This window comes from Paenibacillus sp. PvP094, from assembly GCF_040546835.1.
GTDB classification, from domain to species: domain Bacteria; phylum Bacillota; class Bacilli; order Paenibacillales; family Paenibacillaceae; genus Paenibacillus; species Paenibacillus illinoisensis.
Genome location: NZ_JBEPOM010000001.1, coordinates 6105993 through 6131872, shown reverse-complemented (window position 1 = coordinate 6131872; position 25880 = coordinate 6105993). Strand labels below are relative to the sequence as shown.

The following is a 25880-nucleotide window of genomic DNA, read 5'->3' as shown; positions in this document are numbered from 1 at the left end:
CCTTATATACATGGAGAGGGTCGGCAATCATTATCAGAACTACATGTTCTCATCGTAATCCCGAACTTCTCGTTTGGCTGCGGTAGCTGGCGAATTGGATGTACCATAATCCTCAACAGCTTCCCAAGCTTCCGCATGATCGAACTTGCCGGCATTCCGCTGTCTGACCTCCCCGGCACCACTTGGGGGCATGGTCATCACCTGCTCTTCCACAGGGCGGTCATTGCTGAGCTCCCGGTTCGGTGTATCGTCAATACAGTAGGCCGTGTATGGAATGGCCTGAAGCCTCTCAAACGGAATATCCTGTCCACATGTGACACATGTTCCGTAGGTTCCTTTTTCCATACGCTCCAAGGCATCGATCACCTGGTTAAATTCATCCGTTAATGTATCGTCTACAGCCAGATCTCGGCTGCGTTCAAATGTCTCCGTCCCCGCATCAGCCGGGTGATTATCGTATGATGATAGCTCGCCTGTAGAATCTTTAAGCGACGCAGTTGGAGCACCATCTTCCATGTTGGATTCAAAATGACGCTGCAGATTATCACGCTGCTCCAGAAGAGCGCTCTTAAGTTCCTGAAGTTGATCTTTGGTTAATGTACTCATAACGACATGCTCCTTTCCCGCTTTAGGGGTGTGTAGTCTGTCCTTACCCGATTTTGGCGGTATACAATCATTTTTTCATCCTTGAAGAGGCGTTTGATTTTATATCTGGCCGATAATGTGTTATAAAAAATAGAGAGAGAAACTGCCGCGATTTCCCCGTGAAGTCGTATTGCACCGTGCTCCTTGAAGAGACGGTCCCGGCTGCTTTTGAACATACGTCGATAGACGTTTTTCTTATAATGGAGGTTGTCAAGATGGATGAACATATGAAACGAAGATTGGATAAACAGAGACAATTGTTTAAACAACTGGGCGTACAGCTCGATGCCTTATCAATTCATGAAAAACAATTCAATTATAAGCTCCGTGGCTATGATCCGGATGAAGTCGATGCATATCTTGACCTGGTCATCAAGGATTATGAACGCTTTTATGCCAATATTGCTGATCTGATGGATAAATGGCAGGAGCAGCAGCTCACCATTCGGGATCTTAAGTCGACGGCCAGACCCGTGGATGATCCGACGAAAATTGATCGCAAACAGCTGGATGATATTGTGAAGCAGCTGGAATACAGCGTGCGGCAGTTGAAAATCAAGGCACGTCCGGAACAGAGTCTGTTCCCTGAATAGATTGAAGCATCAGGATTATATTACGTTAAAGGTGGTTAATCATGAGTACACATTTTTCGGTCAGTGTGCATTGTTTGTTGTTGTTGTCCTTCAGCGCGCCTGAACGAATCACTTCCGCAATGATTGCAGGAAGCGTCAACACCAACCCTGTTGTCGTACGACGTATTTTGGGCGGACTGAAAAAGGCAGGTCTGGTCGATTCCTCTCCCGGAACGAGAGGTTTTTATCTTGCCAAGCCGGCTAGTGAAATTACCTTGGCCATGATCTATCAGGCTGCTAAGGACGAAGGTCCGCTATTTCCGATTCATGGCAATTGCAACCCCAATTGTGATGTTGGTCTTCGCATAGACAGTCTGCTGACGAATCTGTATCAGGTGGCAGAGGCAAAAGTCGAACAGTTCTTCGCATCCATTACGCTTGAAGATATGGAACGTTCATGCTCACAGATGGAGACTGTGCCTCCTTCTGCTGAGTAGGGTATCGTCTGAACCAGGGAGGTGTGCTTGGATATGAAAATAATCGTGATCTCGGATACGCATTTGCCCAAAAGAGCTAAGCAGCTGCCGGAGCCATTGCTCCAAGCTCTGCCAGAGGCTGACCTCATATTACATGCAGGCGACTGGTCGGATTGGAGTGTATACAAGCTGCTAAGCGAGTATGCTCCCGTTGCAGGCGTAGCAGGCAATACGGATCCGCCGGAAATTGGCAAGAAGCTGGGCTTTTCCCGCATCGTGGAGGCGGACGGTTTGCGTCTAGGTCTGGTTCATGGCCACCAGGGATCGAAAACGACTGAGCAGAATGCCATTCATACATTTGCCGGTCAGCAGGTAGATGCCATCATATTTGGCCACTCGCACATTCCCTTGATGCATACCGTCAACGATGTGCTAATATTCAATCCGGGTTCACCGACGGATCGGCGCCGCCAGCCGCAGTATTCATTTGGAATCATGACGACTCGTCTTGGAAAATTGCATGCTGAGCATGTGTTTTTTGATCGAAAATAGATAACGACTAAATTAATGAAATAACTTATGACATCCCCACTCAGAATGAACATCTGAACAGGGATGTTTTTTTGCGTAGGAATATACCCTGGAGAAGTATGGTGACATCCACCGCAGCCAAGTTACAGTTATCCCTGAATGGGGAATGTTGCCTCACGTTTATCTCTAATTCATCTGTTGGAGCAGAACACTATTTGTGCATATGCAGGAATGTTACAATTCGTTTATCCAATAAATTTGAATACGTTTACATAAGGAGATGACCAAGATGAAACTGTCTGTATTTACTGTAGCGACGCCTGACCTGAACGCAGAAGAACTGGCTGCAGCGGCAGCATCAGCAGGGGGTATCGACGGAATCGAGTGGAGGTTCCGCGGAATACCGGAAGACGCACGTACGGAGGAACCTTCTTTTTGGAGGCATAATCGGAGTTCAATTGATCCGGCCAAATGGGAGGAACAGGTCCCTGATTTTCGTGAAGCCACTGTAAAACATGGTCGACGTTCCATTGCACTAGTACCGTATCTGAGCTGTGGAGATCTTCAAGCGACCGAGCAGGCGTTTCAGGCAGCTGCTGATCTGGGTGCGTCCATGATGCGTGTAGGTGTGCCGGGATATGATCGTAATACCAGTTATCCGGAGCTGTACAGCCAAGCCGTTAGGTATTTATCCGAAGTGCAGGAGATGGCTCAGCAGTATCACGTCAAAGCCGTGGTAGAGACGCATCACCAAACGATCGCTCCAACCGCTTCACTGGCCTACCGACTGGTGCAGTCGCTGGATGCCCGGCATGTTGGCGTGTTGTATGATCCAGGCAATATGGTACACGAAGGATATGAAAATTACCGAATGGGACTGGAACTATTGGGTCCTTACCTTGCCCACGTCCATGTGAAGAATGCAGCTTGGTACAAGGAGGAACAAAGCGGAGAGAGTGCAGGGAGTTCTGTATCCGCGAAATGGAGATGTCATTGGTCACCGCTGACTGAAGGTATCGTGGATTGGATGCAAGTGTTCCGTGACCTGAAATCAGTGGGATATGACGGATATTACGGTATTGAAGATTTCAGTGGAGAGTTTAATTCTCAAGCGATGTTGCAGCATTTTGCTGATGTATTCCGCGAGATCGAGCGTCGTCTGGAAGAGGAGGTACAAGTATGAGTTTGATTCGAGTAGCCGTAATTGGTATTGGAAACATGGGTGCCGCACATGCCAGAACCCTGATTGCCGGAGATGTTCCTGGTGCGGAGTTGGTAGCCGTATGTGATGTCCGTAAGGAAATGGAGAGCTGGGTGGCCAGTAATTTCCCGGCTTCGGTCAGTTACTGGCAGAATGCGGAGCAGATGATGGCATCCGGCACCATTGATGCGGTCATTATTGCAACACCTCATTATGATCACCCGGAACAGGCCATTCAGGCTTTTCAGCACGGTCTGCATGTCATGATCGAGAAACCAGCCGGTGTTTACACCAAACAGGTGCGCAAGATGAACGAAGCTGCTGCAGCCAGCGGCAAGGTGTTTTCCATGATGTACAATCAGCGGACGAATCCTCTGTATATCAAACTGAGAGATCTTATTGCTTCAGGAGAACTCGGGGAAGTAAGACGCACGAACTGGATCATCACGAATTGGTACCGATCCCAGAGTTACTATGACTCCGGCGGTTGGCGGGCAACCTGGGCAGGTGAAGGAGGTGGCGTGCTGATCAATCAGGATCCTCACCAGCTCGATTTGTGGCAGTGGACCATCGGCATGATGCCTGTGCGAATGCGTGCCTTCTGTTCGTTTGGCAAGTACAGGGATATTGAAGTGGAAGATGATGTGACAGCGTATGTGGAATACGCAAACGGAGCAACAGGCGTATTTGTAACTACTACGGGTGAAGCTCCAGGTACCAACCGATTCGAGGTCAACGGAGACCGCGGTAAAATCGTGATTGAAGATGGTCAGCTGACATTCTGGCGCCTTCGGGAGTCCGAGCCTGAATTCAATAAACGGTTTACCGGAGGTTTTGGACAGCCGGAATGCTGGAAGTGTGAAGTTCCGATTACGGGTACTGAATCCGGTCACCCAGGACTGATTCGTAACTGGATTGACGCCATCCGAACAGGTGCCACGCTCATTGCTCCAGGAGAAGAAGGTATACACGGATTAACCTTGTCCAATGCGATGCTTCTCTCGACCTGGACGGACAATTGGGTTGAGCTGCCCATCGATGAAGAGTTATTTTATGAACATTTGCAGGAGCGTATTGCCAGTTCGAACACCAAGAAAGACAAAAGTTCCAGCAGCAGCCAGCCTGCGGATCTGACGCAAACATTTAAGTAGGCCTGTTATATCAAGCGTTGTACTTGAATCGAATGAAAAGGTGGAGATAACGTGGCTAAAGATGGAATGTTTTATGCACCCAAAAGTGTGAAAAAAGAGGTTGTATGCGGTCCTGGTGAGTTTACTATTGCTGCCGTAGCACTCGATCATGGGCACATCTATGGTATGGTTGGAGGTTTGTTGGAGGCAGGGGCAACGCTAAAATGGGTATATGATCCGGATCCTGCCAAAGTGGAGGCATTTCGCAAACAGTTTCCACAAGCACAGGCCGCAGCTTCGGAAGAACAAGTGCTGGCAGATGATCAGGTGCAGTTAGTGGCCGGAGCCGCCATTACTTCGGAACGTGCTCCTCTAGGCATGAGGGTTTTGGCGTCAGGCAAGGATTATTTTACCGACAAAGCCCCATTCACTACATTGGACCAATTATCTAGAGCAAGGGAAGAAGTTAAACGGACCGGGAAGAAATACATGGTTTATTATAGTGAGCGCCTGCATGTCGAAAGTGCAATCTATGCCGGGCAGCTGATTGAGCAAGGAGCCATCGGTAAGGTTGTGCAAGTGATGGGCACAGGACCGCATCGATTGAATGCTCCAGGACGGCCGGAGTGGTTTTTCCAGCATGATAAATATGGCGGTATCCTCTGTGACATTGGAAGTCATCAGATTGAACAGTTTCTCACGTTCGCTTCATGCACGGATGCGGAAGTGGCGTTCAGCCGGGTACATAACTTCCATCATCCACAGTTCCCTGAACTGGAGGACTTCGGCGAAGCGTCTCTCATCGGAAACAATGGGGCATCCGGTTACTTCCGGGTAGACTGGTTCACACCAGACGGTCTCGGGACATGGGGTGATGGGCGTACTGTCATCTTGGGAACTGACGGGTACATTGAATTGCGGAAATATATCGACGTCGCGAGAGAGCCGGTGGGAGATCAGGTCTATCTGGTTAACCATGAAGGTGAATACCGTTACAGTGTCAAAGGACAGGTCGGCTATCCGTTCTTCGGAGATCTCATCCGGGATTGTCTGGAGCGGACGGAGACAGCTATGACACAGGAACATGCATTTAAAGCTGCAGAGCTTTGCCTGATTGCGCAGCATAAAGCCATGAGTGAAAGAGTTGTCTGGAGCACCGGCGCGAAGTAAACGTTATTCAAGTGAATCAATAGTTCATGAGTTATCTTCAATGTGGAGAGGGCAGCCTGTAGCCAGGTTGCCTTTTTTTATTAGATGGCTTCGCAAATGGCATTATATGGGTTATCATGGATGAAGTTGGTGAGTTGTTAAAAATAATAGTAAATACGATTACATAGATTTGAAGGGTATTTTTTAGAATTGAGAGTCGGTAGTAAATCAATCACAAGGGGGATTTTTATGAAATTTATCGTCTCTGCAAGTGTAATCGTCCTTAATGAAAATAACGAGATATTGCTAATGAAAGGGAGAAGGGGATGGGAAATGCCGCAAGGATGTGTAGAACAAGGAGAAACAATCAGGCAAGCCGCCGTTCGGGAAGTGAAAGAGGAGACCGGGATTGATATCGAACTTATCCAATTTTGTGGTGTGTACCAAAATATCACTCGCGGAGTATGTAACCATATTTTCACCGGTAAGCCTGTAGGCGGCACGCTTACGACTAGTCACGAGAGTGAGGCGGTTGGTTTCTTCACATTGGAACAGGCGGATGAAATGATTACTTGGGGGAATTTCCGGGAACGAATCCTTTATGCATTGGATGCCAAGATGCATCCCTTCTTAGTCGAATTTGCTGAATAGGAGAGCTAACATATGAATAATACGAATAAGATACTAGGTGCGGCGCTGATGTTGGGAAGTGTAGGCTTGGCAACCATAGAGCGAATCTCCGTAAGACTATCTGCAGCGATTGTGGAAGCTGGTCATGCGTCCGGTGGCAATCCAAGAGAGATCGTATCACTGAATGACAATGGTTCAGGCTTGCTTGTTTACTTCCTGTTTTTTATCGGATTTGTGCTGCTCGTTTCCGGCTTTCCGGGAAGTTATCGGAGGAGAGAAAAATGAAAATAAAGATTGAACCACCAAATGAAGTGATTGATCATTGGTTGGAGATATATGTACCAGAAAGAGATTTTCTGTTTCTTAAAGAAGAGGACTTATCGTTAATAGCTGATTCTCTTAGCCGTACTTTACTTATCCCTAAGGAAGAATTCTTTAACCACGCTTCTTATAAGCAAATTCAACTGGTAAACAGTTTCGAGTACTGGAATTTATCAAGTGAAGTTCAATATGTTGTTATAAGTAATTCTGAATGGTTTACCAATCTACCTATGAATGTACAAAAGCAAATCAATCATATTCAATTCGAGTTAAATAGAGGCTTAATTTTGCCGGTTACGCCTTTCTGCACTAATTATTCTTTTCCGGAGGAGTATATAGTACAGGGTCCGGAGGAGCAGTATATCGTGCTGCATCGGGAGATATGGCGAACACTTCCTTATGAGATCAAAGAAAATCTATTAATTGAATACGCATCCAAATGGGATGATTGGACATGTATTGAATTGCCTGAATCGGCACCGCCACATTTAAGAGTGTATGCGAATACTTTTCCTTTACTTTCAGGTGGCAATTGCTTGTCTGCAACATTATTTGCTGTAAATCAACAAGAATGGATCATCCATGAGTGGGTTCATCCCGAAACATTTTTGGAAGGATTAAAGAGAGCTAACTATTCTATTATAAACACTGAAGAATTACATCATGGCGATGTTGTCGTTTGGGTGAACGAAGGTGGAATGGTCCAGCATGCATCCTACCATATTAGCCACAATGTATTCTTTAATAAAAATGGTCAGACATTTTTTAATCCATGGAGAATTATGAACTGGGACGAACTTAGGCAGGAGTGGGAGGCATACACGTTCGAGATATACCGAAAAGAAGAAACCGTGTAACTCATGAATTTCCGTGTAAGTTACAATTTTAACGGAAGAAAGGTGACCACATGATTACATATCGTTTTGTTGTGAATGAGGATATCCCTCATATCCAATCTATTGCTCGTGATACGTGGATGTTTACTTATGGGGACATTTACTCCAAAGATTACATTCATAACTTTCTAAATGTTGCTTATTCGACTGAGAACTTAAGTCGTTCTGTAGAGAGAGACCAGCAAAGTTCCAAACGAAAGTTTTTAATAGCGGAATATAACAACGTCATCGCTGGATTTGCCCAAACAACTCAAGTTCAAGAAGAAGAGTATGAATTAATCCGAATCTATATACGGCCAGAATATCACAAGCTGGGAATTGGAACAGGCTTCATTCAGAGATATATTCAAGTGTTAGCACCGATAAAGCATTTGTTTGCCTGGGTAGCGAAAGACAATGATATAGGAAAAGGGTTCTATGAGAAGTGTGGATTTATAGAAACAGAAGAAAAGGTTGAAGTAATCGGAGGTAATACCAAAAAACAGCTTAAATATGAATTGGAATTATAGATGTGAAAGCTGGATTTTCATGAAAGTAATAGCGTTACAGACAATGAAGTCATGAGATGGATTAAAAAGAAGGGAGATTAATATTGTTAGATTATACGAACACCACTGCACAATTAACTGAACATAACCTGGATACCGTCGTTATACCCGTTGGGGCAACAGAGCAGTTCGGCCCTTATTTACCAATGAACTTAGATACATTAATAGCAGAAAAATATGCTAAGGCCTATGGCGAAGTACTTAATGCCTATGTGCTCCCGGCACTTCCTTTTAACACATCCGAAGAACATGCGAATTTTAAAGGTACGGTAACCGTAAGCCCTAATATACTAACCGCCATGCTGGAAGAGATCATCTTTAATTTATCCAAACAGGGTTTTTGTAAATTTCTAATCTGTTCGGGGCACGGAGGTGCTTATTGGGAAGGGGCATTTATTAAGCACATCAATTATAAATATCCAGATATCCTGGTAATCCACCCTCATCATCAACATGATGCATGGTCAGTAGCGGTAAAAGCAGCAGCGTTTGAAGGGATAGATGAATTACATGGCGGCTTTATGTCCGTGTGTACCGCTTTATGGTTGTGCCCGGAAAAAGTGGTTTTACAACCAATGGGGTCTGAAATACCAGATAGGAATAGAACATTTGCTGATTTCATGGGCTGGGACAAGTTAACTAAAGACGGGTGTTGGGGAAACTATGTGCCGGGTGAATTAACCAAGGAAGAGATGGCCGAGAAGGGAAGAGTATTTTGGGAAACGTTTATATCAAGAAAATGTGAGGGGCTGAAAGAAGTACTGGAAGAAGGGTACCAACGAAAAATGGGTCTGAAAAGCTAGGAATCTTAGAGCAAAACACATGTGTGCAGGAAGCTAGTGTGGGAGATAAGTACAGACATTTCAGGAGGTTCAGAGGAGAGAGATCAACGGGAAATATTTAGACATGCAAAAACGAAAGGGAGGTATGTATGGAAGTTGGGAAAATAATAGGGATTGCCTATAACGTGATTCCGGTTAACGATGTGGAACAATCCGCGACCTGGTTTGTTAAACATTTTGGGTTCAATATTAGAAATCGAAGAGAAGGCTATCTGAGTCTATTTAGGGAGAATAGACCGATCTTGGATTTGATTCAGAGTGATAATGAAACCAGAGCTGTATTTGAAGTAAACAATCAAAAAAGATGGGTAATTACATTCTTCACTAATGATATTTTGACTTTACATAACGATCTGAAAACAGCGGGTGTTAACGTCAGAAACATTAGTGATGAAGGCAAGTATGGTAAGTTCTTTGTGTTTGAAGATCTGGATGGGAATTTGTTTGACGTTTGGGAACATCATGATTGTGAACTGATTTACTGATAGACATAGAACTAATACATCGAAAAAGAAAAGGAGTTAAACCCTCTATGATCATAAGTGAAACCATGGTGTTAAATCATAACGTTCTAATTAGGGAGATAGAGCACGAAGATATCCCTGAGCTCTACGAGCTGATATATGAAGATGAACAACCGGAGTGGAAAAAGTGGGACGCACCTTATTTTCCGTTGGAGCAAGTCAGTTATACTGTATTTCAAGAATATACAAGTAAGGAAATGCTAGAAGATGGTGAGCCCGCTCATAGAATGATCATTCAAATTAATGATGAGATCGTAGGTACAGTGAATTATTATTGGGAGCACAAACCGTCCAACTGGATGGAAGTGGGGATCGTCATATATAAACCTAAGTATTGGAATGGTGGATATGGAACGGCTGCTTTGAAGATGTGGATCGACTATTTGTTCAATAAGCTACCTATAGTCCGAGTAGGATTAACAACATGGTCAGGAAATGAAAGGATGATGAAGGTCGCAGAGAAACTGGGCATGCAGCTAGAAGGAAGACTTCGGAAGTGCCGCTTCTACAATAATACATACTATGATTCGATCCGCATGGGATTATTAAGAGAGGAATGGATTACCCTTCAGTCATGTAGATGAATATTAAATGTGAACCGTAGGAGGTTATTGAATTGGAGAAAAAAGAGACGTTTAATTCAATTGCAAATGAATATGAAAAATATAGACCTACCTACCCAAATGAAATGTATAACGATATATTTGATTATTCAAATCTGGATAGAGAAGATAAAATTATGGAGATTGGTTGCGGTACAGGACAAGCCACGAGGGGGATGGTCGAAAGAGATTACAAACAAATTACCTGTATTGAATATGGTGACAGATTGGCCCAGTTCACTGCAGAGAAATTTAAATCCTATGAAACGATCAAGGTGATTAATAGCTCCTTTGAAGAATGGAACGGTGAAGGTGGGCCTTTTAAGTTAGCCATTTCAGGCACAGCATTTCATTTTATCGAACCCAAGCTTGGTTATCGTAAAGTATGGGAACTTCTTGAGAGTTCGGGTTCGATTGCCTTTTTTTGGACCATACATGTGCCCATGTTTGATGAGATCCATAACGAAATACGATCACACTATAAAGAGCTTGCACCACATTTGGATGATTCAACGTTCCAAACCCCCGAAGAAACCATCGAAGAAAGAAGAGCAATCACGGAGGAGACAGGAATCTTTACCAATGTAGAAGTGCGAGAATATAGTGAAATTCTTACTTATTCAAGTAGCGACTACGTTGCATTACTTAACACGAATTCGAAGCATAGACAGCTTCCGAATGAACAAAAAGATATCTTATTAAATAAGATTAAAAATTCAATTGATAGATCAGGCGGAACCATTTATAAAGAACATAGAGTGGCATTATTTTTAGGGAGAAAATTATTGTAGGAAGAACAAAACATATCCGAAGGAGCGGGGGCAATGAATTTCGTCTGAGGACAAGGCCTGGGCAAGAAACTCATTGAAGTAATCACACAATCGGACCGCTTCAAAAATGTAATGGGATTACTCGGAACATTAGATGCACATGAACTATACGAACAGTATCAATTCCATAGAAACCAGGATCGATTCATGATAAGACTTCCAGATGATTTGAAGGACAAGTAAATAACGATATATCAGTAGTTCTATAAAAAAACGTACAAAGAGAGGGAGCATGGAATGATGTCTGAATACTATTGGGACAACAAAATTGAATATCTGAGGAATACGCGGGGGCTCTATTATAATGATGATTACCTGCAATTTCTTGTACAGTGCGTGTGGAAAATCACCAATCCTGTAAGCATTATTGATTATGGTTGCGGGTTCGGATACCTAGGTCTTAAACTTCTTCCATTGTTGCCTGAAGGTTCATGCTATACGGGAGTGGACAAGGGGGAGGAATTGATAAAAGAAGCGAGAGAGACGTTCTCAAACGTTCCGTTTCAGACTGAGTTTATATCAGGGGACATAGAACATTTAGACGTAGAAGAGAAGTATGACATTGCCGTGAGTCATGCTTTTTTATTACATATGAATAACTCAGAAGTGATCCTACAGAAGATGATTGGAAGTGTAAAGGATCAAGGAAAGGTCATCTGTTTCGAACCACATTGGATTGGTAATATGGCGAACTGTCATCTGGATGGTGTTGAACAAAGCCAAATAGTGAAGTTAGGCGTCCTGCAAAAGCTATTTGAGAACGACTACAGACGTACAGGTAAGGATGGGAACATTGGGATAAGGCTGCCTATACGAATGAGTCAATTGGGTTTACTGAACGTGGAGTGCAGGATGAGTGATAAGGTTAATTTTTTGGATCAGAACATGGATATGGACAGCAAAAGCGCTTTGTTTAATTCATTGAGAGAAGAAGGGTTTGGCCAGGAACCTGGCGATTCCGATGAGAGCTTAGACAACTTAGTGAATAGAGAATTACAGCCAGAGGAAGCACGCGAGCAATATGAAGCTGAATTAACGTTTTCCAAGAGATTCAATCAGGAGTCCTGGCTAACGTATGCACCCAGTATGAAAATTTCGTTCGGAACGGTCCAAAGAGCGTAATTCGTAGGAGAGATTTAAATGAAAAAGATTTTAATCCTGGGTATTGTGGCAAGTGGCAAAACGACATTGGCTAAGGAAATCTCTCAAAAAATAAATATACCGTGGTATGAGCTGGATACGATCGTCCATCATGAGACACCTCATGGTAGAAATAAACGTACACCGGATGAGCAAATTGCGGTGATTCAGGACATTGACCTTCACGGAGCATGGATATTCGAAGGAACGGATCGGGCATCTTACCGATGCTTATGGGATATGGCTGATACGATCATCTTTTTGGATACACCGTTGTGGAAACGGAAAATGAGAATTTTCTTGCGATTTATCAAACAAAATCTAGGAATTGAAAAGAGTCATTACACATCTGATGTACAGATGTTAAAAATGATGTACAAATGGACAAGGGATTTTGAGAGAAATCGGGTGGATTTTGAAAAAAGATTGCATCCATATCATGACAAACTGATCATCTTAACGGATAACAAAAAACATGAGTTTCTCCACTCATAATTTTTATGAAGGAAATAAAAAGCGAAGCATCGCGGAAAGAGAGCCCTCATGCAGTATGATGACATTCAACAAACGTTGACTACGGAGCGGCTGTGCCTGAGATTGTTCGACGAATCCGATGCTGCCGCCGTAACTGAGCTGTGTAACAACTACAATATTTATAAAAGCACGCTTACGTTACCTTACCCTTACACATTGGATTGTGCGTTATCCTGGATTCAGCATCACCGACAGAATTTCGAGAAAGGGAAACACTATGAATTTGCGATTTGCAATAGGGCAACAGGAGCACTATATGGCGCGATAGCCTTATCTTGTGATCATCGGTATGATCATGGCGAAATTGCTTATTGGATCGGTGAGGCGTATTGGGGAAAGGGTTATGCGACAGAAGCTTCACAAGCGTTGTTGGATTTTGCTTTCCATGTGAAAAAATATCATAAAGTATATGGGCGATACTTTGCTTCTAATCCGGCATCTGGAAAAGTTCTTCAAAAGATTGGCATGACCCAGGAAGGTATATTGATTGATCATGTGAAGAAAGAAGGCCAGTACGAAGATCTAATCTATTATGGAATTGTAAAAAGAAAATAGGAAATATACGCAGCTAATGATTTCTTACGATTGTAAAATCGCAGAAAACTTCCAAAGCTATATTTCCATTTCATTTAAATGAACGAGCAAACAATGAGGGGAGATGGTATATCCACTTCATTTTCTGCTCGTTTTTTAATACTTGGATATGAAACGATCCCGCTTATATGAGTAAGTCAACACGTCTCCTACCATTCAGAATCCAAAGATTATTCTCCCTGAGAATAGTGATTTAGTCCATAATTTAGTATGTTTATTCAATTTTATGACTGCTAATACCCTCAAATGTTTTACAAATTCGGTGATTTACCAAATCATTCTTCTTACATTCAACTTGTATCCTACTTGTGTACCAGAGAAATATCGGTATGGAATCAACCACATTTCAGGAGGGTATACATTGTGAAAAATAGTAAACGCAAAAGTTATCAAAGCTTGATCCTCTCGCTTGTATTTATGCTTGTCATCCTGTCGGGATGCGGGGCCTCAGCTAGCTCAAGTTCGAGTGAAGGTGGAATGCCCGAAGTCATCCGAATCGGTATTATGCCAAGCGAAGAGGGCGAGATGAACCGTTCCCAGGAACAGCTAGCAACAGATATTACAGAAGCAACCGGTATACCTGCTGAAATTTTTGTAGCTGAAGATTATAACATGGTCATCGAAGCCCTGCGTGCAGGCAAAATTGAAATTGGATTGATCGGGCCGTTTGGTTACATCATTGCTACGGAACGGGCCAATGCCAAGCTGCTTGTTCGTTCCGAAAGTGATCAACAATCGAATACGGTCATCCTTGTTCGTAATGACTCTCCATATCAAAGTGTACAGGACCTTAAAGGAAAAGATTTTTTGTTTGCTGATCCGGCATCAACCTCAGGCAATTTGTACCCACGTGCCACATTAATGAAAGAGCTGGGTCTTTCCAATAAGGAGCTGGATTCCTTTTTCGGCAGTGTAGCGTTCTCCGGTGGACATGACAAATCACTGCTTGCACTGGCAAACGGCAATGCGGATGCGATTGGTACGTCAAGTCTCATGGTGCCGATGATGGCAGAATCAGGACTTATTAAAGAAGAAGATTTCCGCGTGATTGCCGAGTCGGATCCGATCGTTGGCGGTGCTCCACTGCTTTATCGTCAAGACTTGCCAGAAGAATTGGTTACACAGCTGCGTGAGCTTATGCTGGACTATGATACGAAAAACCCTAAATTCCTCGAAAGTGTAGGCGCAGCCCGTTTTGTAGAAGGCAGTGACAGTGATTTTGATCCAATCCGGGAAGTCGCCAAAGCACTGGATATGTCCCCAGAGGAACTGTTGAAGAAATAGTATTCAAACGTGAAAGATAAGGAGGAAATAACATGACACTTTTACAGGTGGAAGGGTTGTCCAAGGTATATCCCGACGGAACAAAAGCACTTGATAACTTGAACCTGACGATTAATGCCGGAGAATTCGTTGTCGTCATTGGACCGAGCGGCGCCGGGAAGAGCACCTTGCTGCGAAGCCTGAACCGAATGATCGAGCCGACAAACGGAAAGATCCAGTTTAAAGGCAGTGAAACCATGGGCATCAAGGGTAAAAAGCTTCGGGAACTCCGCCGTCATATGGGCATGATCTTTCAGGGATATAATTTGGTCACCCGGGTATCCGTTCTTAATAACGTACTGCATGGACGATTAGGCTACATGAATCCGCTCAAAGGGGCACTGGGTCTATACTCCAAAGCAGATACAGAAGCAGCCAAGGTCATGCTTCACCGTGTTGGTTTACATGAACAGATGTACAAGAGAGCAGATGAGCTCAGTGGAGGTCAGCAGCAGAGAGTAGGCATTGCACGTGCCCTTTCGCAGAAGCCGGATTTGATACTGGCGGATGAACCGATAGCCAGTCTCGACCCAGCTTCCTCGGAGACGATTATGCATTATCTGTATACAATCTGCAAAGAGGAAGGCATTGCCTGTCTGTGCAATCTGCATCAGGTAGATATTGCGAAGAAATACGCAACCCGTATCATCGGTATTCATAAAGGGTCCAAGGTGTTTGATGGAACACCTGATGAACTGACGGAAGATATGATCCGGCTCATTTACAACCAGACCAATCCCCAAGTGAAGGAGACAGCCTGACATGAATGCGGCTCAGTTGCAATCTGCCCGAAAAATGAAACGCACGCAGACGATATTGTTCTTTATCGTGCTGTTGGCTCTTATCATCTGGTCTTCCATCGGCGCAGAGTTTTCATTCGGAGCTTTGTTCGCAGGGGTAGGAGAGAGCTTCCGATTTATCTTTTTTGATTTTCTTCCACCTGATCTTTCTTCGCTTTCCCAGCTCATTGAGCCTGCACTGCAGACACTTTATATGAGTGTGGTAGCGATGGTCATCGGGTCGGTTGTAGCAGGGATGTTATCCTTTTTAGCCGCGGCCACAACAAGCCCGCATCCTTACCTTCAGGTATTTGTTCGTGCGGCTACATCGCTGTTTCGTAACATTCCGGTCATTATCTGGACGATTCTGCTTGTTGCAGCGTTTGGACTGGGTGCTGTAGTCGGTACGATGTCGCTGATCCTGATCTCGATCGGGATGCTGACGCGTTCCTTTGCCGAGGTGCTTGAAGAGATTGACATGGGGCAGGTAGAAGCGGTTCGTGCTGCTGGCGGAAGTTATTTTCAAGTGTTGTCCCAAGCCGTATTTCCACAATTCCTTCCCGGGTTTATCGGCTGGAGCTTATACAACTTCGAAATCAACGTACGTGCATCCACCATTGTAGGCATGGTTGGAGGCGGTGGCCTCGGATTTATCCTGCAATCCAAACTGAAGTTGTTTCAGTATCAGGAAGCCAGCATGGCCGTGTTGCTTGTACTCGTTATCGTTCTTGTTGTGGAAACGATCACCAATCGTGTAAGGGAGCGAATCATATGAGTATGCGAATGAACGAAGTGAAGCCATCCTTTACGCTGTATACTTCCATGCCAGAGCCACCCAAGCCGAAAAGGAACAAGCTGTTAGTCATCGGTCTGCCGCTAATTGCTGTGATTTTTGTATTCAGTCTCGTGCAGCTGCAGTTCGACTATGCCAAGATTGCCCAAGGCTTTACGAAACTCGGCGGTTACATGGGAACCATGTTTCCACCTGATTTCTCGGCCTGGCGCCATGTCCTGCTCGCGGCTGTAGAGTCATTGCAAGTTGCCATTCTTGGATCGGTGCTGGGGATCGTCGTAGCATTCTTTCTCTCCTTCTTGGCTGCAAGCAATTTGACGCCTCATCCGTTCGTTGCTTGGATCATTCGTAGTGCGGCTTCCTTGCTTCGTGCGATTCCTACGATCGTGTGGGCTCTCATCTTTATCGTGTCTGTGGGTCTTGGACCGCTTCCCGGAGTGCTTGCGATTGCTGTATCTGCTGCAGGTATGCTTATCAAAGTATTTGCCCAGTCACTGGAGGAAATCGACAAGGGCGTACTCGAAGCGATGCAGTCCACGGGTGCCAGCTGGCTGCAGATTGTCATGCAGGGTATTTTGCCTACAGTGAAGACAGCCTTTATTGCCTGGTGCGTGCTGCAGCTGGAAGGCGGTATTGCCGAATCCACAATTCTTGGTGCGGTTGGCGCAGGAGGTATTGGATATGAGATGACTCATGCCATGAAATCCTATAACTTTGCAGCAGCTTTATTTGTCGGGTTGGTCGTGTTCGCCATGGTATTCAGCGTGGAGTTTGTGGCAAACCGATACAAAATGAAGCTAAAAACACGTCAGAACTAATTCATTCAAATTTCATAAATTGTGTATCAATTTGAGGAGGAAGATCAATGTCAACATCTAATTCACTTTTAAAACAAGGCCCTACGGTTCAGGCTAAGTATAGCGAAAATAACGGGATAGCGTTAGCCTGGAATATGGCAGAGAACATGGAGGTGGAGGCAGTTTACCATTCCGTTAGTCCGGAATTTATTGAATCCAGCAGCACGCTGCTAGATATACAGATTGATCCGGCAGGAGCGGTATTTACGAGAACGGTGTCTCCTGGCCGCAACTATTATCATGTGAAGTTTACTAATGGGTCAGTGTCAACCATTAACGACCGCATGATCTACACGGATGGCGTAATTAATTTCCGGGATATGGGCGGTTACCTTACAGAAGATGGCCGCACGACCCGTTGGGGCATGCTGCTGCGATCTGCTGATCTGCATGAGCTTAGTGAGCAGGACCTGCAAACGGCATCCCCGCTAGGCATTGACTGGATTTGTGATCTGCGCAGCGATTTTGAAGTAGCCAGCCGTCCAAGCCCCGCCATTGGTCATGCGATCAACACGAATATTCCCTTTATGGCGGAAGCAAGTCCGGAGGAAATGCAGAAGATCGGACATGATCTGCATGCAGGCTACAAAGCCATGATATTAAATACGGAGAAATGTGCACTTATCCTAAATGAACTATTAAAAGAAGAGCGGGATACTTCCTTATTCCACTGTGCCGCGGGTAAAGACCGAACCGGAGTTGTATGTGCATTGATTCTTCTCACCTTGGGTGTGCCGCGAGAAGTTGTTATTGAAGACTATGAGCTAACGAATCTCGCGGTGGACGGACTCATGCAGCGTTTCCTATCGGGAAGCAACAAGGACTATCAGAAATATATGGATCAAATGCCTGAACTACAGGGAGCGATCCCGGAAATGATGAAAGCGGCCTTCATCCAGGCTGCACTCGAAGCAATCGATGAGAACTACGGGTCTTTCGAGCAGTATCTTTCTGAGGGACTAGGCATTACCTCAGAGCAAAGGATAGCTCTTCAAAACAAATATCTGATTTAATAAAATGGAGTCCAGACACTGGAATACAGTGCTCGGACTCCTTCTTGCCTCCGTCTGGTTGCGTAACTTCTTCTAAGACTGGTAATATAGGGTGAAATGTGTAGATTGCGTTAAAATTCAAATGAAGTCCTCATCAATGGGAGAAAGGGATTATGATATGAACAAAATATCGCTTGTCGATACAGCATATATGATGCTGCGTGAGCGAATGGTCTGCGGAGAATTAATGCCCGAAACCCTGCTATCTGAGAACGAATTGGCGGAGGAGTACCAGATGAGCCGTACCCCGATTCGTCATGCCATTGCTCGTCTTGAATCAGAAGGTTATGTAACTGCTCTCAAAAATCGCGGTGTCTTGGTTAAGGATGTCGGCGGGAAGGAATTTCTTGATCTAATTGAACAGATACAATCCATGCTTTTTTACTCTTTTGAAATGATGAAAAACCCGAACCGAGAGATCTATTTAAATTTGGAATCACTCGCAGCTCATGTGGAGGTTCAGCGAACCGCCGAGAAAAGGAATGATTATCCTTTATATACCGAACATCATTTTCTTTTCATGCGGGAGATTGTTGAATCCTTGAACAATGGCGTCATGCTGAACACATTTGATTCCTTTCGGGATAAACTCTACATGTATTCCATCGTCCGCTTCAAGCGAACTCCACATATCAAACACTACAGTGCAATCGGGATTAATCGGGATACGCTGCACGCCTTATCCAGCAATGATTATAACGCAGCTCAAGAGGTTGTGTTATCTCTCATTCCTATTACCAGAGAGCGTATGCTTGCTACAGGTCAGTTTTAACTTTTTTTCTATGAAAAAGGTATGGGTTATTTTCATATGGCAAATGCTTCAGAACTGAAAAAAAAACGCTGCCTCAACGGGCAGCTTATTTTGTTAGAGGAAGGTGAGGGAAATGACTGTTGTAGGTATACTTGGAACCATTCATAATCCGGAATTGAGAGAAAAATATAATTGTTCACTCGCCCTATACGAATCTCTTATAACTGAATTTAAACCGGATATCATATGCGGAGAAGTACATCCGTTAAACTGGCAGAAATACATCAAGGACCGCAATAATAAGGGATATTGGGGAGAGCCGGCAAGCGAATATTGGGAGCTCATTTTTCCATTATGTGAGGAAAACCAGATTGAATTTGTACCCATTGACTGGTTTGAACTAGATGTGTGGAATAATTTCGATCCATTTGGCGGTTACTCTGAAGTGGAACGTAAAGAGTTGGAGAAAAAAGACGATGAATGGTTTCTCAAACAAATGAGTACACATGCAGCTGGAGACATCCCCTTCAATTCGGTGGAGTTTGATGAGATGACTCGCCTGAAATATGAATGGTTAAACGAGATTAATCCAACAGCTCACAACATTCGCTGGGTCGTGCGTAATCAAATCATGATTCAGCGGGTGAAAAACATAATGGATTCGAATCCGAATAAGAGAATTCTGTGTATTGTAGGAGCCGATCATAATTATTTGTTCCAAGAGACACTAATCAAAGAACCGATTCAACTGATCTATCCATTAAGGTAGTACTGAAATGATGATGTCCATACTTTTTTAATACAGCAGAGATCATTTCGTATATAATAGAGGACACGTATCATTCTACATACTACATAACAACGAGGTGCACCAATCTATGGCAACCATCTATGATTTTACAGTTACCAAAACTAGCGGAGAACGATTCCCGCTCTATCAATATGAAGGAAAGCCCGTGCTGATTGTGAATACGGCAAGCAAATGCAAATATACGCATCAGTTTGATGATATCCAGAAGCTTTACGATAAGTATAAGGATCAAGGCCTTCAGGTTATCGGTTTTCCATGCAATCAATTTGCTGAACAGGAGCCCGGAAGCAGTGAAGAAGCTGCTTCGTTCTGCCAGATTAATTATGGTGTGAAATTCCCCATGTTCTCCAAAATGGACGTAAATGGCGACACGGCACATCCCCTATATGACTTTCTGAAAAAATCGGGACCTTTCGCCGGGTTTGACGAGTCCGATGTGCAAGCCAAGCTGCTGAAGTTAATGGTCGCGGATAAGGCACCTGAATGGCTGCACGGTGATGCAATCAAGTGGAACTTCACGAAGTTTCTGATTAATGCCGAAGGGCAAGTAGTCAAACGCTTCGAGCCTGTGGATTCCATGGATGAAGTTCAGACTAGCATTGAGCAGCTGTTGTAATTATAGAGATTTTGAAGAGGCCATGAGTTGAACCGTGAACAGCGGTACGTTCATGGCTTCTATGCTAGATAAGAAAACCTCTCCCATAGGGGGCGCTCAAAATGACACGTATGCATCAGTTTAATGCACCGCTGGAATACAGTTATCGTTCCACGCGCATTTTTTCCAGCGGGGCGTCAGACGGATTTCATTCTCATCCGCACTATGAGGTCTATTATTTTCATGCCGGAGAGTGCACCTATATTATAGGTGACCGTGTGTACAGCCTGGAACCTGGCGATCTGATTCTAATGCATGGGATGACGCTTCATCGGGCACATCCGGTACCTGGCGGCTTATATGAACGCACAACACTGCACTTTGATCCATCACTTATTCGCAGCAGCCTTCATCCAGATCGAATCAGCGAGGTACTTATGCCTTTTGATGAGCTCCGAAACTGCCGAATCAATCTGACGGGTGACATCCGTGCGGAATTTGAATCCCTGCTGCTGAACCTGGATCAGCTATCGGTTCATTCAGGCGAGTTCAGACAGGAACGAATGACAGTACGTTTGTGCGACCTGTTATATTTTGTGGCTGGCATTTGCCATGGTATCGTGGTGGATCATCGCCCTTCATCGGATAAGGAGCGTCATGTCCAGCACATCATGGGTTATGTAGATACGCATTATATGCAGGATATTGGTTTGGATGATCTGGCGAACGAGCTTCATCTGTCCAAGCCTTACCTGGCGGGGTTGTTCAAAGAAATGACAGGCAGCACCATATTCAAATATTTGTATGACCGCCGTATTAATCAGGCCAAACTGTTATTTCAGTTTCAGCCTGATATCTCGGTAACCGAGGCAAGCCGGTTGTCGGGTTTTAAGCGTTTGTCGCATTTCAGCCGCATATTCAAACAAAACGTGGGCTGTGCACCTGATCTATATCGTACTCGCTTACACAGGACCCAGTGATGGAATACGGCATGATATTTACCCTTATCAATACACACAATTGGTTCGAACCGAAGGAGGTTTTAATGGAATGACAACGGAACTACCTTATGCATTTCAGTACAGAATTGGATCATCCGAATCGGACTATAAGTCATTATATAAGCCTTCCGCATTGCTGGAACATATGCAGCTTGCAGCAGACCGCGATCTGGCCCGGATGGGTATTACCGTATCGGAAATGCTGGATCAGGGGCTGGGCTGGATGTTAATCACAACGGATTTGACTATATTCCGCCAAGCTCGATTGGAGGAAGAAGTCAGTCTGCAGACCTGGCATAAAGGCAACAAAGGAGTCATGTGGCTGAGGGATTATGTTCTTACCGATACAGAGGGGAATCACATCGCGGAGGCACGGACTTCCTGGGCGCTTGTCGATCTGGAGAAACGAAAGCTCCTCAGACCAGCTGCATTGCCGTTTGAAGTGAAGTCACATCCCAAATTATCGCTGGGTGAACCCCCGGAGAAAGTGATGCTTCCATCAGGACTGGAGCCACAGGAAGACTATCGCCTGATCGTTCGATACAGCAGCACGGACAGCAACGGTCATATGAATAATGCGAGATATGCCGATGTGTGCTGTGACGCACTTAGTGCTGAAGAACTTGCTGCTCGTCTGACAGGCATGCAGATATCGTATCACCGGGAAATTCGAATGCAAGAAGAATTGGTTGTGGAACGAACAGAAGCGATAGATGGCGTTATATGGATTCGCGGACGATCAGGAGCAGATGCGCAGAATATTATTTTTGAAGCAAGATTAAGTTTTGAAGAGGTCGTTGCTTAATTATTGAGATTAAAGGCTGCCCAAATCCTCGGGGTGGTCTTTTTGCTGTGTTTAGAAGACATGCAGAAAAGGTAAAGAAAGGGTAATGAAACCATAGGAGGCGTTTAAGAATGAAAAATCAAATTCAGGGTCAGAATAAAGAACCGAATAAGGCACATGCGCACGATAATCCCGAACAATACCCGACGGAGAAGGAAAGTTTGCTTGACCAGTATGAAGAAGAGCAGACCGTGGACCCCATCCCCTTGGAGGACCTGAATATGGAACAGCAAGAAGAGAAAAATAAGGATCAGACCAAGAGCAATTCTTCGACTGAAGAGAAATACCGTGCGGATTATAGGGAGACCGACAAAGATTGATTTAGCATATTTGCATATTTAGTGAAAATAGAATAGTTTGTTGACTAATGTATGTTACTATATTATAGTTACTAATGTTAGTTTAAAAAATCTTGATATTAAACAATGTGGAGGCGAATCGTTATGTCTAAATCTTTCTTTGACGCTTTGAAAAACAGAAGATCCTATTACGGAATCAGCAAGGAATCCACGATCTCGGATGCCAAAATTCAAGAAATCGTTGAGGAAGCCGTAAAGTATACGCCAACTTCTTTTAACTCACAAACTTCCCGTGCAGTGGTTTTGCTTGGTGAACAACATGACAAACTGTGGAACTACACTGAAGAAATTTTACGTGAAGTGGTGGGGGATGCAGAAGCCTTCAAATCCACAGCTGAGAAAATGGCCGGATTCCGCAGCGGATACGGTACAATATTGTTCTTCGAAGACAACAATGTGATTGCACAGCTTCAACAGAACTTTGCAGCCTATGCGGATAATTTCCCGATCTGGGCTAATCAATCTAACGGCATGCTGCAGCTCGTGATCTGGACAGCATTGGAGCAGGAAGGTCTCGGGGCTTCCCTGCAGCACTACAACCCGCTGATTGATGAGAAAGTGAAACAAGAATGGAATATTCCAGAACACTGGAGACTGATCGCTCAAATGCCATTTGGTAAGCCAACAGCAACACCAGGCGAGAAAGAATTCCAACCGATTGAAGAACGTGTTAAAGTACACAAATAAGAATTAAGCTTTAGGCAGATTTCCAACATTTAAACACATACGGCCTCGCTTCAATTTGATACGATGATGTAAGATCGTACTCCAATGAAGCGAGGCTTTTTGATGTGAACAATAGAATAAAGAAACATGCTGGTCGAAGAGTGGCAACAGTCTTGTTCGTTGCTCTATGTATAATTGGACTAGTACCAGTCTTCCCCATCTCGGTGGAAGCAGCAACGGCAAAACAGCAGTTCCAGGATATTAGCACCAGTTATGCGAAAGATGCGATAACTCATTTGGTGAACGAGGGTATTGCTGCCGGAACGTCAGAAACCAGGTTCGAACCCAAGAAGGCCGTGACACGAGCTGAATTTGCGACTTTTGCAGTTCGATTGCTCGGTTTGAAACCTGTTAAAAATAATATTAGTCCATACAATGATACCCGTACCACGGCATGGTATTATGGCAATGTTTCTGCAATGACCAATCTATCCATTTTGGAGGGGAAAGGGCAGGGAACGTTTCAACCGAACGCATCCATAACGAGAGAAGAGGCAGCTGCCCTGCTCGTGAGAATGCTGAAACAGACGTCCGGTTCTACAGGACTTTTGTCTACAACTTATGTTGATGCATCTGATATATCGGTATGGGCGAAGCCTTATGTACAGAAGGTATATCAGCTCGGACTGATGCGTGGAAGTGATGGTTTTTTCCGACCGCAGGATCAGGTGACTCGCGAGGAAGCTGCCGTGATGCTGGATGCCATTTTACAAAAGAAAGAATGGTCGCAGCAGCTTGGGAATGCTGATTCCTTGGGAATACAACTGGGCTGGCAGTATAACTCCACTACAGCGGAATTCAAGAAGCAGGTTGAACAATCCAAGGTGAATACACTGGTTCCCCGGTGGTTCTTTTTGAACAGCAGCATGCAGATTACAGACCATACAGACTCTGCGCTGCTCACATGGGCATCGTCAACCAATCGGGAAGTTTGGCCTCTGCTTGGCAACCGTTCCGATGCTGCGATGACGCACCAGATGTTATCCAGTTCAGCCAACAGGACGTCGGTCATCACTCAAGTTACTTCTTATGTGAAGAAATACCAATTGGATGGTATTAATGTGGATTTTGAGAACGTATTGCCAGCGGATCGGGCAGGCATGACTGCTTTTGTGACGTCGCTTGCTGCTTCGCTGCATACGATTGGTGCTGTCGTTTCAGTGGATGTGTCTCCTGATCTGGGTACGGACTGGACCGAGGCATTTGATTATGCCAAGCTTGGCGCCGTGTCCGATTACATGGTCCTTATGGGATATGAGGAACATTGGAATGGAGATCCTATAGCCGGTTCGGTTGCCTCACTTCCTTGGGTAGAAAGAGCACTGGATACCATGCTTACAGACGTTGTACGTGCCAAAGTTATTTTGGCGCTTCCGCTCTACACCAGAGACTGGTCATCGGCTAGCCCGGCAACAGGTTCATGGGATATTACACTTGCGGAGCAGGGAACTCGGGCACGTGCTGTGGGCTCTGTGAGACAGTGGAATGCAAGTTTGGAGCAATATGTTATTGGTTATTCGAATAACGGCTTGGCAAGATACATCTGGGCAGAGGAGAGCCGCTCCTTAACTGCCAAAGTTAGAATGAGTACAGACCGGAAGATAGCGGGGCTGGCTTATTGGTATATGGGCGGGGAAACAGCAGATGTCTGGGATGCCATCTCCAACGCTTCCCGTTTTGAATCATATCAATTTTAATGTTAATCTAATGTAAGGAATAAGGGACCCAAATCGGACCGTGAACCATGCGGACGGTTTGGGTTATTTATTTTTTGTACAAGCTGGAGCTAGGACGTTTGAGTCTGATTGAGCGGTTTAATGTATAGAAGGATCGGAAGCGATCTACAGAGACCAAGACAAAAGGATGGACTGGAGGAGATGAAGGTTGCGAGAGTATGATTGCATCATTGTAGGTGGCGGACTCGCAGGACTTCAGGCTGCCATTCAGCTGGGACGTTACAGTTCGCATCAGGTGCTGGTGGTGGATGCTGGAGAAGGCAGGTCAACCTTGTGCAGAACCTATCATAATATTTTGGGATTTCCAGAGGGTATATCAGGTGAAGAATTAAGATCCAAAGGCAGAATGCAAGCTCAGAAGACCGGAGTTGCATTTGAAAAGGATCGTATTGTTAAAGCAGAACGAGTAGGAGAACAGATTCAATTAACGGGTTCCTCAGGCACCTTATATTCAGCAAGGACTGTGCTGCTGGCAACCGGGCTTAGTGACCGTTTCCCCGCGATTCCGGGACTCAGGCCAACACTGGGCAGATCAGTCTACGTGTGTCCGGACTGTGATGGTTATGAAATTCAGGATCGTCGCACCATATTGCTGGGATCAGGAGAAGCTGGTGCCAATATGGCCATGGTTCTGATCGAGCGTACCAATGATCTTCTGTATATCAACCATGAACAGAAACCAATCTCTGCTGAGCTTCACCGAAGCATGAAGGGGGCAGGTGTACGTTATCTTGAGGCTGCGGTCCAGGAAGTACAACAAACAGAGGACGGATATATTACAGGGGTACTGACCGAAGATGGGCAGATCTATGAATCAGAACGAGGATTTATTGCATTTGGTGGCAACCGGGTACATTTCGAGCTGGCAGAGCAGCTTGGAGCGGTTATCGCTGATAATAAACATGTTGAAGCCGATCATCGCAGTTTGCAGGCTGCCCCGAATGTTTGGATTGCAGGGGATTTGGGACTTCATGCGGAGCAAGCTACAGTAGCGATGGGCGAAGGCTCCATAGCGGCCATCTGGATTCACAAGGAGTTACAGAAGATCAAAAACGAAAACAAGGTGAAGCAGTTGTAGGCTCAAGCAC

Annotated in this window: 32 protein-coding genes; 31 read left to right on the top strand and 1 reads right to left on the bottom strand. The window is 44.8% G+C overall.

Annotation, left to right across the window (positions count from 1 at the left end; genetic code table 11):
- Positions 1 to 39 precede the first annotated feature (39 nt).
- Positions 40 to 606, bottom strand: coding sequence for a TraR/DksA C4-type zinc finger protein (locus ABIC22_RS27660; protein ID WP_153978078.1), 567 nt, complete (start codon positions 604 to 606; stop codon positions 40 to 42).
- A 254-nt stretch (positions 607 to 860) separates the two neighbouring features.
- Here ABIC22_RS27660 and ABIC22_RS27655 point away from each other — a divergent pair, with 254 nt between their 5' ends.
- The 31 genes from ABIC22_RS27655 (at position 861) to ABIC22_RS27505 (ending at position 25870) form a co-directional block, all read left to right on the top strand.
- On the top strand, positions 861 to 1238 hold the full coding sequence (locus ABIC22_RS27655; RefSeq protein WP_095287646.1) for a DivIVA domain-containing protein: 378 nt from the start codon (positions 861 to 863) through the stop codon (positions 1236 to 1238).
- 41 nt (positions 1239 to 1279) lie between these two features.
- Positions 1280 to 1714: an Rrf2 family transcriptional regulator gene (locus tag ABIC22_RS27650; protein ID WP_127536184.1), complete on the top strand. Its 435-nt coding sequence runs from the start codon at positions 1280 to 1282 to the stop codon at positions 1712 to 1714.
- Between the two features lie 33 nt (positions 1715 to 1747).
- Positions 1748 to 2245: a metallophosphoesterase family protein gene (locus ABIC22_RS27645; RefSeq protein ID WP_127536183.1), complete on the top strand. Its 498-nt coding sequence runs from the start codon at positions 1748 to 1750 to the stop codon at positions 2243 to 2245.
- Between the two features lie 268 nt (positions 2246 to 2513).
- The gene (locus tag ABIC22_RS27640) at positions 2514 to 3407 is read left to right on the top strand and encodes a sugar phosphate isomerase/epimerase family protein (protein WP_354485307.1); all 894 of its coding nucleotides are present in this window, start codon (positions 2514 to 2516) and stop codon (positions 3405 to 3407) included.
- Positions 3404 to 4576 carry a Gfo/Idh/MocA family protein gene (locus ABIC22_RS27635; RefSeq protein ID WP_354485305.1) on the top strand — a complete coding sequence of 391 codons (1173 nt, stop codon included), beginning with the start codon at positions 3404 to 3406 and terminating at the stop codon, positions 4574 to 4576. Before ABIC22_RS27640 ends, ABIC22_RS27635 begins: the two co-directional genes overlap by 4 nt.
- Positions 4577 to 4642: 66 nt before the next feature.
- On the top strand, positions 4643 to 5725 hold the full coding sequence (locus tag ABIC22_RS27630; RefSeq protein ID WP_127536613.1) for a Gfo/Idh/MocA family protein: 1083 nt from the start codon (positions 4643 to 4645) through the stop codon (positions 5723 to 5725).
- A gap of 228 nt (positions 5726 to 5953) precedes the next feature.
- On the top strand, positions 5954 to 6355 hold the full coding sequence (locus ABIC22_RS27625; RefSeq protein ID WP_354485303.1) for an NUDIX hydrolase: 402 nt from the start codon (positions 5954 to 5956) through the stop codon (positions 6353 to 6355).
- A 12-nt stretch (positions 6356 to 6367) separates the two neighbouring features.
- Positions 6368 to 6619: a hypothetical protein gene (locus ABIC22_RS27620; protein WP_127536179.1), complete on the top strand. Its 252-nt coding sequence runs from the start codon at positions 6368 to 6370 to the stop codon at positions 6617 to 6619.
- Positions 6616 to 7512, top strand: a complete 897-nt coding sequence (locus ABIC22_RS27615; protein ID WP_354485301.1) for a hypothetical protein — start codon at positions 6616 to 6618, stop codon at positions 7510 to 7512. Before ABIC22_RS27620 ends, ABIC22_RS27615 begins: the two co-directional genes overlap by 4 nt.
- Before the next feature lie 50 nt (positions 7513 to 7562).
- Positions 7563 to 8060 (top strand): GNAT family N-acetyltransferase, encoded by a 498-nt coding sequence (locus ABIC22_RS27610; protein ID WP_354485299.1) that lies wholly within the window; start codon positions 7563 to 7565, stop codon positions 8058 to 8060.
- Positions 8061 to 8143: 83 nt separating this feature from the next.
- Complete coding sequence (locus ABIC22_RS27605; protein ID WP_354485297.1) at positions 8144 to 8902, top strand: creatininase family protein; 759 nt, start codon at positions 8144 to 8146, stop codon at positions 8900 to 8902.
- Positions 8903 to 9030: 128 nt separating this feature from the next.
- On the top strand, positions 9031 to 9426 hold the full coding sequence (locus tag ABIC22_RS27600; protein ID WP_354485295.1) for a VOC family protein: 396 nt from the start codon (positions 9031 to 9033) through the stop codon (positions 9424 to 9426).
- A 53-nt stretch (positions 9427 to 9479) separates the two neighbouring features.
- Positions 9480 to 10049: a GNAT family N-acetyltransferase gene (locus tag ABIC22_RS27595; RefSeq protein ID WP_483312605.1), complete on the top strand. Its 570-nt coding sequence runs from the start codon at positions 9480 to 9482 to the stop codon at positions 10047 to 10049.
- Positions 10050 to 10081: 32 nt separating this feature from the next.
- Positions 10082 to 10858, top strand: coding sequence for a class I SAM-dependent methyltransferase (locus ABIC22_RS27590; protein ID WP_354485291.1), 777 nt, complete (start codon positions 10082 to 10084; stop codon positions 10856 to 10858).
- A 279-nt stretch (positions 10859 to 11137) separates the two neighbouring features.
- On the top strand, positions 11138 to 12019 hold the full coding sequence (locus ABIC22_RS27585; RefSeq protein ID WP_354486127.1) for a methyltransferase domain-containing protein: 882 nt from the start codon (positions 11138 to 11140) through the stop codon (positions 12017 to 12019).
- An 18-nt stretch (positions 12020 to 12037) separates the two neighbouring features.
- Complete coding sequence (locus ABIC22_RS27580) at positions 12038 to 12532, top strand: P-loop NTPase family protein (protein ID WP_354485289.1); 495 nt, start codon at positions 12038 to 12040, stop codon at positions 12530 to 12532.
- Positions 12533 to 12580: 48 nt separating this feature from the next.
- Entirely contained in the window at positions 12581 to 13126 is a 546-nt protein-coding gene (locus tag ABIC22_RS27575) for a GNAT family N-acetyltransferase (RefSeq protein ID WP_354485287.1), read from the top strand.
- A 402-nt stretch (positions 13127 to 13528) separates the two neighbouring features.
- Complete coding sequence (locus tag ABIC22_RS27570) at positions 13529 to 14449, top strand: phosphate/phosphite/phosphonate ABC transporter substrate-binding protein (protein ID WP_246058076.1); 921 nt, start codon at positions 13529 to 13531, stop codon at positions 14447 to 14449.
- A 32-nt stretch (positions 14450 to 14481) separates the two neighbouring features.
- A complete protein-coding gene (gene phnC, locus ABIC22_RS27565; protein WP_354485285.1) occupies positions 14482 to 15249 on the top strand; it encodes a phosphonate ABC transporter ATP-binding protein in 768 nt (255 codons plus the stop codon).
- A gap of 1 nt (position 15250) precedes the next feature.
- Positions 15251 to 16042, top strand: a complete 792-nt coding sequence (phnE, locus tag ABIC22_RS27560; protein WP_127536171.1) for a phosphonate ABC transporter, permease protein PhnE — start codon at positions 15251 to 15253, stop codon at positions 16040 to 16042.
- The gene (phnE, locus tag ABIC22_RS27555) at positions 16039 to 16878 is read left to right on the top strand and encodes a phosphonate ABC transporter, permease protein PhnE (protein WP_354485283.1); all 840 of its coding nucleotides are present in this window, start codon (positions 16039 to 16041) and stop codon (positions 16876 to 16878) included. The genes phnE (ABIC22_RS27560) and phnE (ABIC22_RS27555) overlap by 4 nt, the downstream gene beginning before the upstream one ends.
- 47 nt (positions 16879 to 16925) lie before the next feature.
- The gene (locus tag ABIC22_RS27550) at positions 16926 to 17930 is read left to right on the top strand and encodes a tyrosine-protein phosphatase (protein ID WP_354485281.1); all 1005 of its coding nucleotides are present in this window, start codon (positions 16926 to 16928) and stop codon (positions 17928 to 17930) included.
- 157 nt (positions 17931 to 18087) lie between these two features.
- On the top strand, positions 18088 to 18741 hold the full coding sequence (locus tag ABIC22_RS27545) for a GntR family transcriptional regulator (protein WP_164764153.1): 654 nt from the start codon (positions 18088 to 18090) through the stop codon (positions 18739 to 18741).
- Between the two features lie 112 nt (positions 18742 to 18853).
- Positions 18854 to 19489 (top strand): hypothetical protein, encoded by a 636-nt coding sequence (locus ABIC22_RS27540; RefSeq protein WP_354485279.1) that lies wholly within the window; start codon positions 18854 to 18856, stop codon positions 19487 to 19489.
- A gap of 109 nt (positions 19490 to 19598) precedes the next feature.
- The gene (locus tag ABIC22_RS27535; protein WP_354485277.1) at positions 19599 to 20147 is read left to right on the top strand and encodes a glutathione peroxidase; all 549 of its coding nucleotides are present in this window, start codon (positions 19599 to 19601) and stop codon (positions 20145 to 20147) included.
- Positions 20148 to 20248: 101 nt separating this feature from the next.
- Positions 20249 to 21106 (top strand): helix-turn-helix transcriptional regulator, encoded by an 858-nt coding sequence (locus ABIC22_RS27530; RefSeq protein ID WP_127536165.1) that lies wholly within the window; start codon positions 20249 to 20251, stop codon positions 21104 to 21106.
- Positions 21107 to 21176: 70 nt separating this feature from the next.
- Positions 21177 to 21932: an acyl-[acyl-carrier-protein] thioesterase gene (locus tag ABIC22_RS27525; protein WP_354485275.1), complete on the top strand. Its 756-nt coding sequence runs from the start codon at positions 21177 to 21179 to the stop codon at positions 21930 to 21932.
- A gap of 110 nt (positions 21933 to 22042) precedes the next feature.
- Complete coding sequence (locus ABIC22_RS27520) at positions 22043 to 22291, top strand: hypothetical protein (RefSeq protein ID WP_154893515.1); 249 nt, start codon at positions 22043 to 22045, stop codon at positions 22289 to 22291.
- A 123-nt stretch (positions 22292 to 22414) separates the two neighbouring features.
- Positions 22415 to 23017 carry a nitroreductase family protein gene (locus tag ABIC22_RS27515; RefSeq protein ID WP_354485273.1) on the top strand — a complete coding sequence of 201 codons (603 nt, stop codon included), beginning with the start codon at positions 22415 to 22417 and terminating at the stop codon, positions 23015 to 23017.
- Positions 23018 to 23121: 104 nt separating this feature from the next.
- Positions 23122 to 24753, top strand: a complete 1632-nt coding sequence (locus ABIC22_RS27510; protein WP_354485271.1) for an S-layer homology domain-containing protein — start codon at positions 23122 to 23124, stop codon at positions 24751 to 24753.
- Positions 24754 to 24940: 187 nt separating this feature from the next.
- Positions 24941 to 25870, top strand: a complete 930-nt coding sequence (locus ABIC22_RS27505) for an NAD(P)/FAD-dependent oxidoreductase (protein ID WP_354485269.1) — start codon at positions 24941 to 24943, stop codon at positions 25868 to 25870.
- The last annotated feature ends 10 nt before the right edge of the window (positions 25871 to 25880 follow it).

Coding starts and splice junctions, on each gene's coding strand:
- ABIC22_RS27585 (WP_354486127.1), top strand. CDS start 11,138: ATGTCTGAATACTATTGGGACAACAAAATTGAATATCTGAGGAATACG.
- ABIC22_RS27515 (WP_354485273.1), top strand. CDS start 22,415: ATGTCTAAATCTTTCTTTGACGCTTTGAAAAACAGAAGATCCTATTAC.
- ABIC22_RS27655 (WP_095287646.1), top strand. CDS start 861: ATGGATGAACATATGAAACGAAGATTGGATAAACAGAGACAATTGTTT.
- ABIC22_RS27545 (WP_164764153.1), top strand. CDS start 18,088: ATGAACAAAATATCGCTTGTCGATACAGCATATATGATGCTGCGTGAG.
- ABIC22_RS27620 (WP_127536179.1), top strand. CDS start 6,368: ATGAATAATACGAATAAGATACTAGGTGCGGCGCTGATGTTGGGAAGT.
- ABIC22_RS27520 (WP_154893515.1), top strand. CDS start 22,043: ATGAAAAATCAAATTCAGGGTCAGAATAAAGAACCGAATAAGGCACAT.
- ABIC22_RS27615 (WP_354485301.1), top strand. CDS start 6,616: ATGAAAATAAAGATTGAACCACCAAATGAAGTGATTGATCATTGGTTG.
- ABIC22_RS27525 (WP_354485275.1), top strand. CDS start 21,177: ATGACAACGGAACTACCTTATGCATTTCAGTACAGAATTGGATCATCC.
- phnC (WP_354485285.1), top strand. CDS start 14,482: ATGACACTTTTACAGGTGGAAGGGTTGTCCAAGGTATATCCCGACGGA.
- ABIC22_RS27540 (WP_354485279.1), top strand. CDS start 18,854: ATGACTGTTGTAGGTATACTTGGAACCATTCATAATCCGGAATTGAGA.
- ABIC22_RS27640 (WP_354485307.1), top strand. CDS start 2,514: ATGAAACTGTCTGTATTTACTGTAGCGACGCCTGACCTGAACGCAGAA.
- ABIC22_RS27580 (WP_354485289.1), top strand. CDS start 12,038: ATGAAAAAGATTTTAATCCTGGGTATTGTGGCAAGTGGCAAAACGACA.
- ABIC22_RS27630 (WP_127536613.1), top strand. CDS start 4,643: ATGTTTTATGCACCCAAAAGTGTGAAAAAAGAGGTTGTATGCGGTCCT.
- phnE (WP_354485283.1), top strand. CDS start 16,039: ATGAGTATGCGAATGAACGAAGTGAAGCCATCCTTTACGCTGTATACT.
- ABIC22_RS27550 (WP_354485281.1), top strand. CDS start 16,926: ATGTCAACATCTAATTCACTTTTAAAACAAGGCCCTACGGTTCAGGCT.
- ABIC22_RS27660 (WP_153978078.1), bottom strand. CDS start 606: ATGAGTACATTAACCAAAGATCAACTTCAGGAACTTAAGAGCGCTCTT.
- ABIC22_RS27530 (WP_127536165.1), top strand. CDS start 20,249: ATGACACGTATGCATCAGTTTAATGCACCGCTGGAATACAGTTATCGT.
- ABIC22_RS27575 (WP_354485287.1), top strand. CDS start 12,581: ATGCAGTATGATGACATTCAACAAACGTTGACTACGGAGCGGCTGTGC.
- ABIC22_RS27535 (WP_354485277.1), top strand. CDS start 19,599: ATGGCAACCATCTATGATTTTACAGTTACCAAAACTAGCGGAGAACGA.
- ABIC22_RS27645 (WP_127536183.1), top strand. CDS start 1,748: ATGAAAATAATCGTGATCTCGGATACGCATTTGCCCAAAAGAGCTAAG.
- ABIC22_RS27635 (WP_354485305.1), top strand. CDS start 3,404: ATGAGTTTGATTCGAGTAGCCGTAATTGGTATTGGAAACATGGGTGCC.
- ABIC22_RS27625 (WP_354485303.1), top strand. CDS start 5,954: ATGAAATTTATCGTCTCTGCAAGTGTAATCGTCCTTAATGAAAATAAC.
- ABIC22_RS27650 (WP_127536184.1), top strand. CDS start 1,280: ATGAGTACACATTTTTCGGTCAGTGTGCATTGTTTGTTGTTGTTGTCC.
- phnE (WP_127536171.1), top strand. CDS start 15,251: ATGAATGCGGCTCAGTTGCAATCTGCCCGAAAAATGAAACGCACGCAG.
- ABIC22_RS27610 (WP_354485299.1), top strand. CDS start 7,563: ATGATTACATATCGTTTTGTTGTGAATGAGGATATCCCTCATATCCAA.
- ABIC22_RS27600 (WP_354485295.1), top strand. CDS start 9,031: ATGGAAGTTGGGAAAATAATAGGGATTGCCTATAACGTGATTCCGGTT.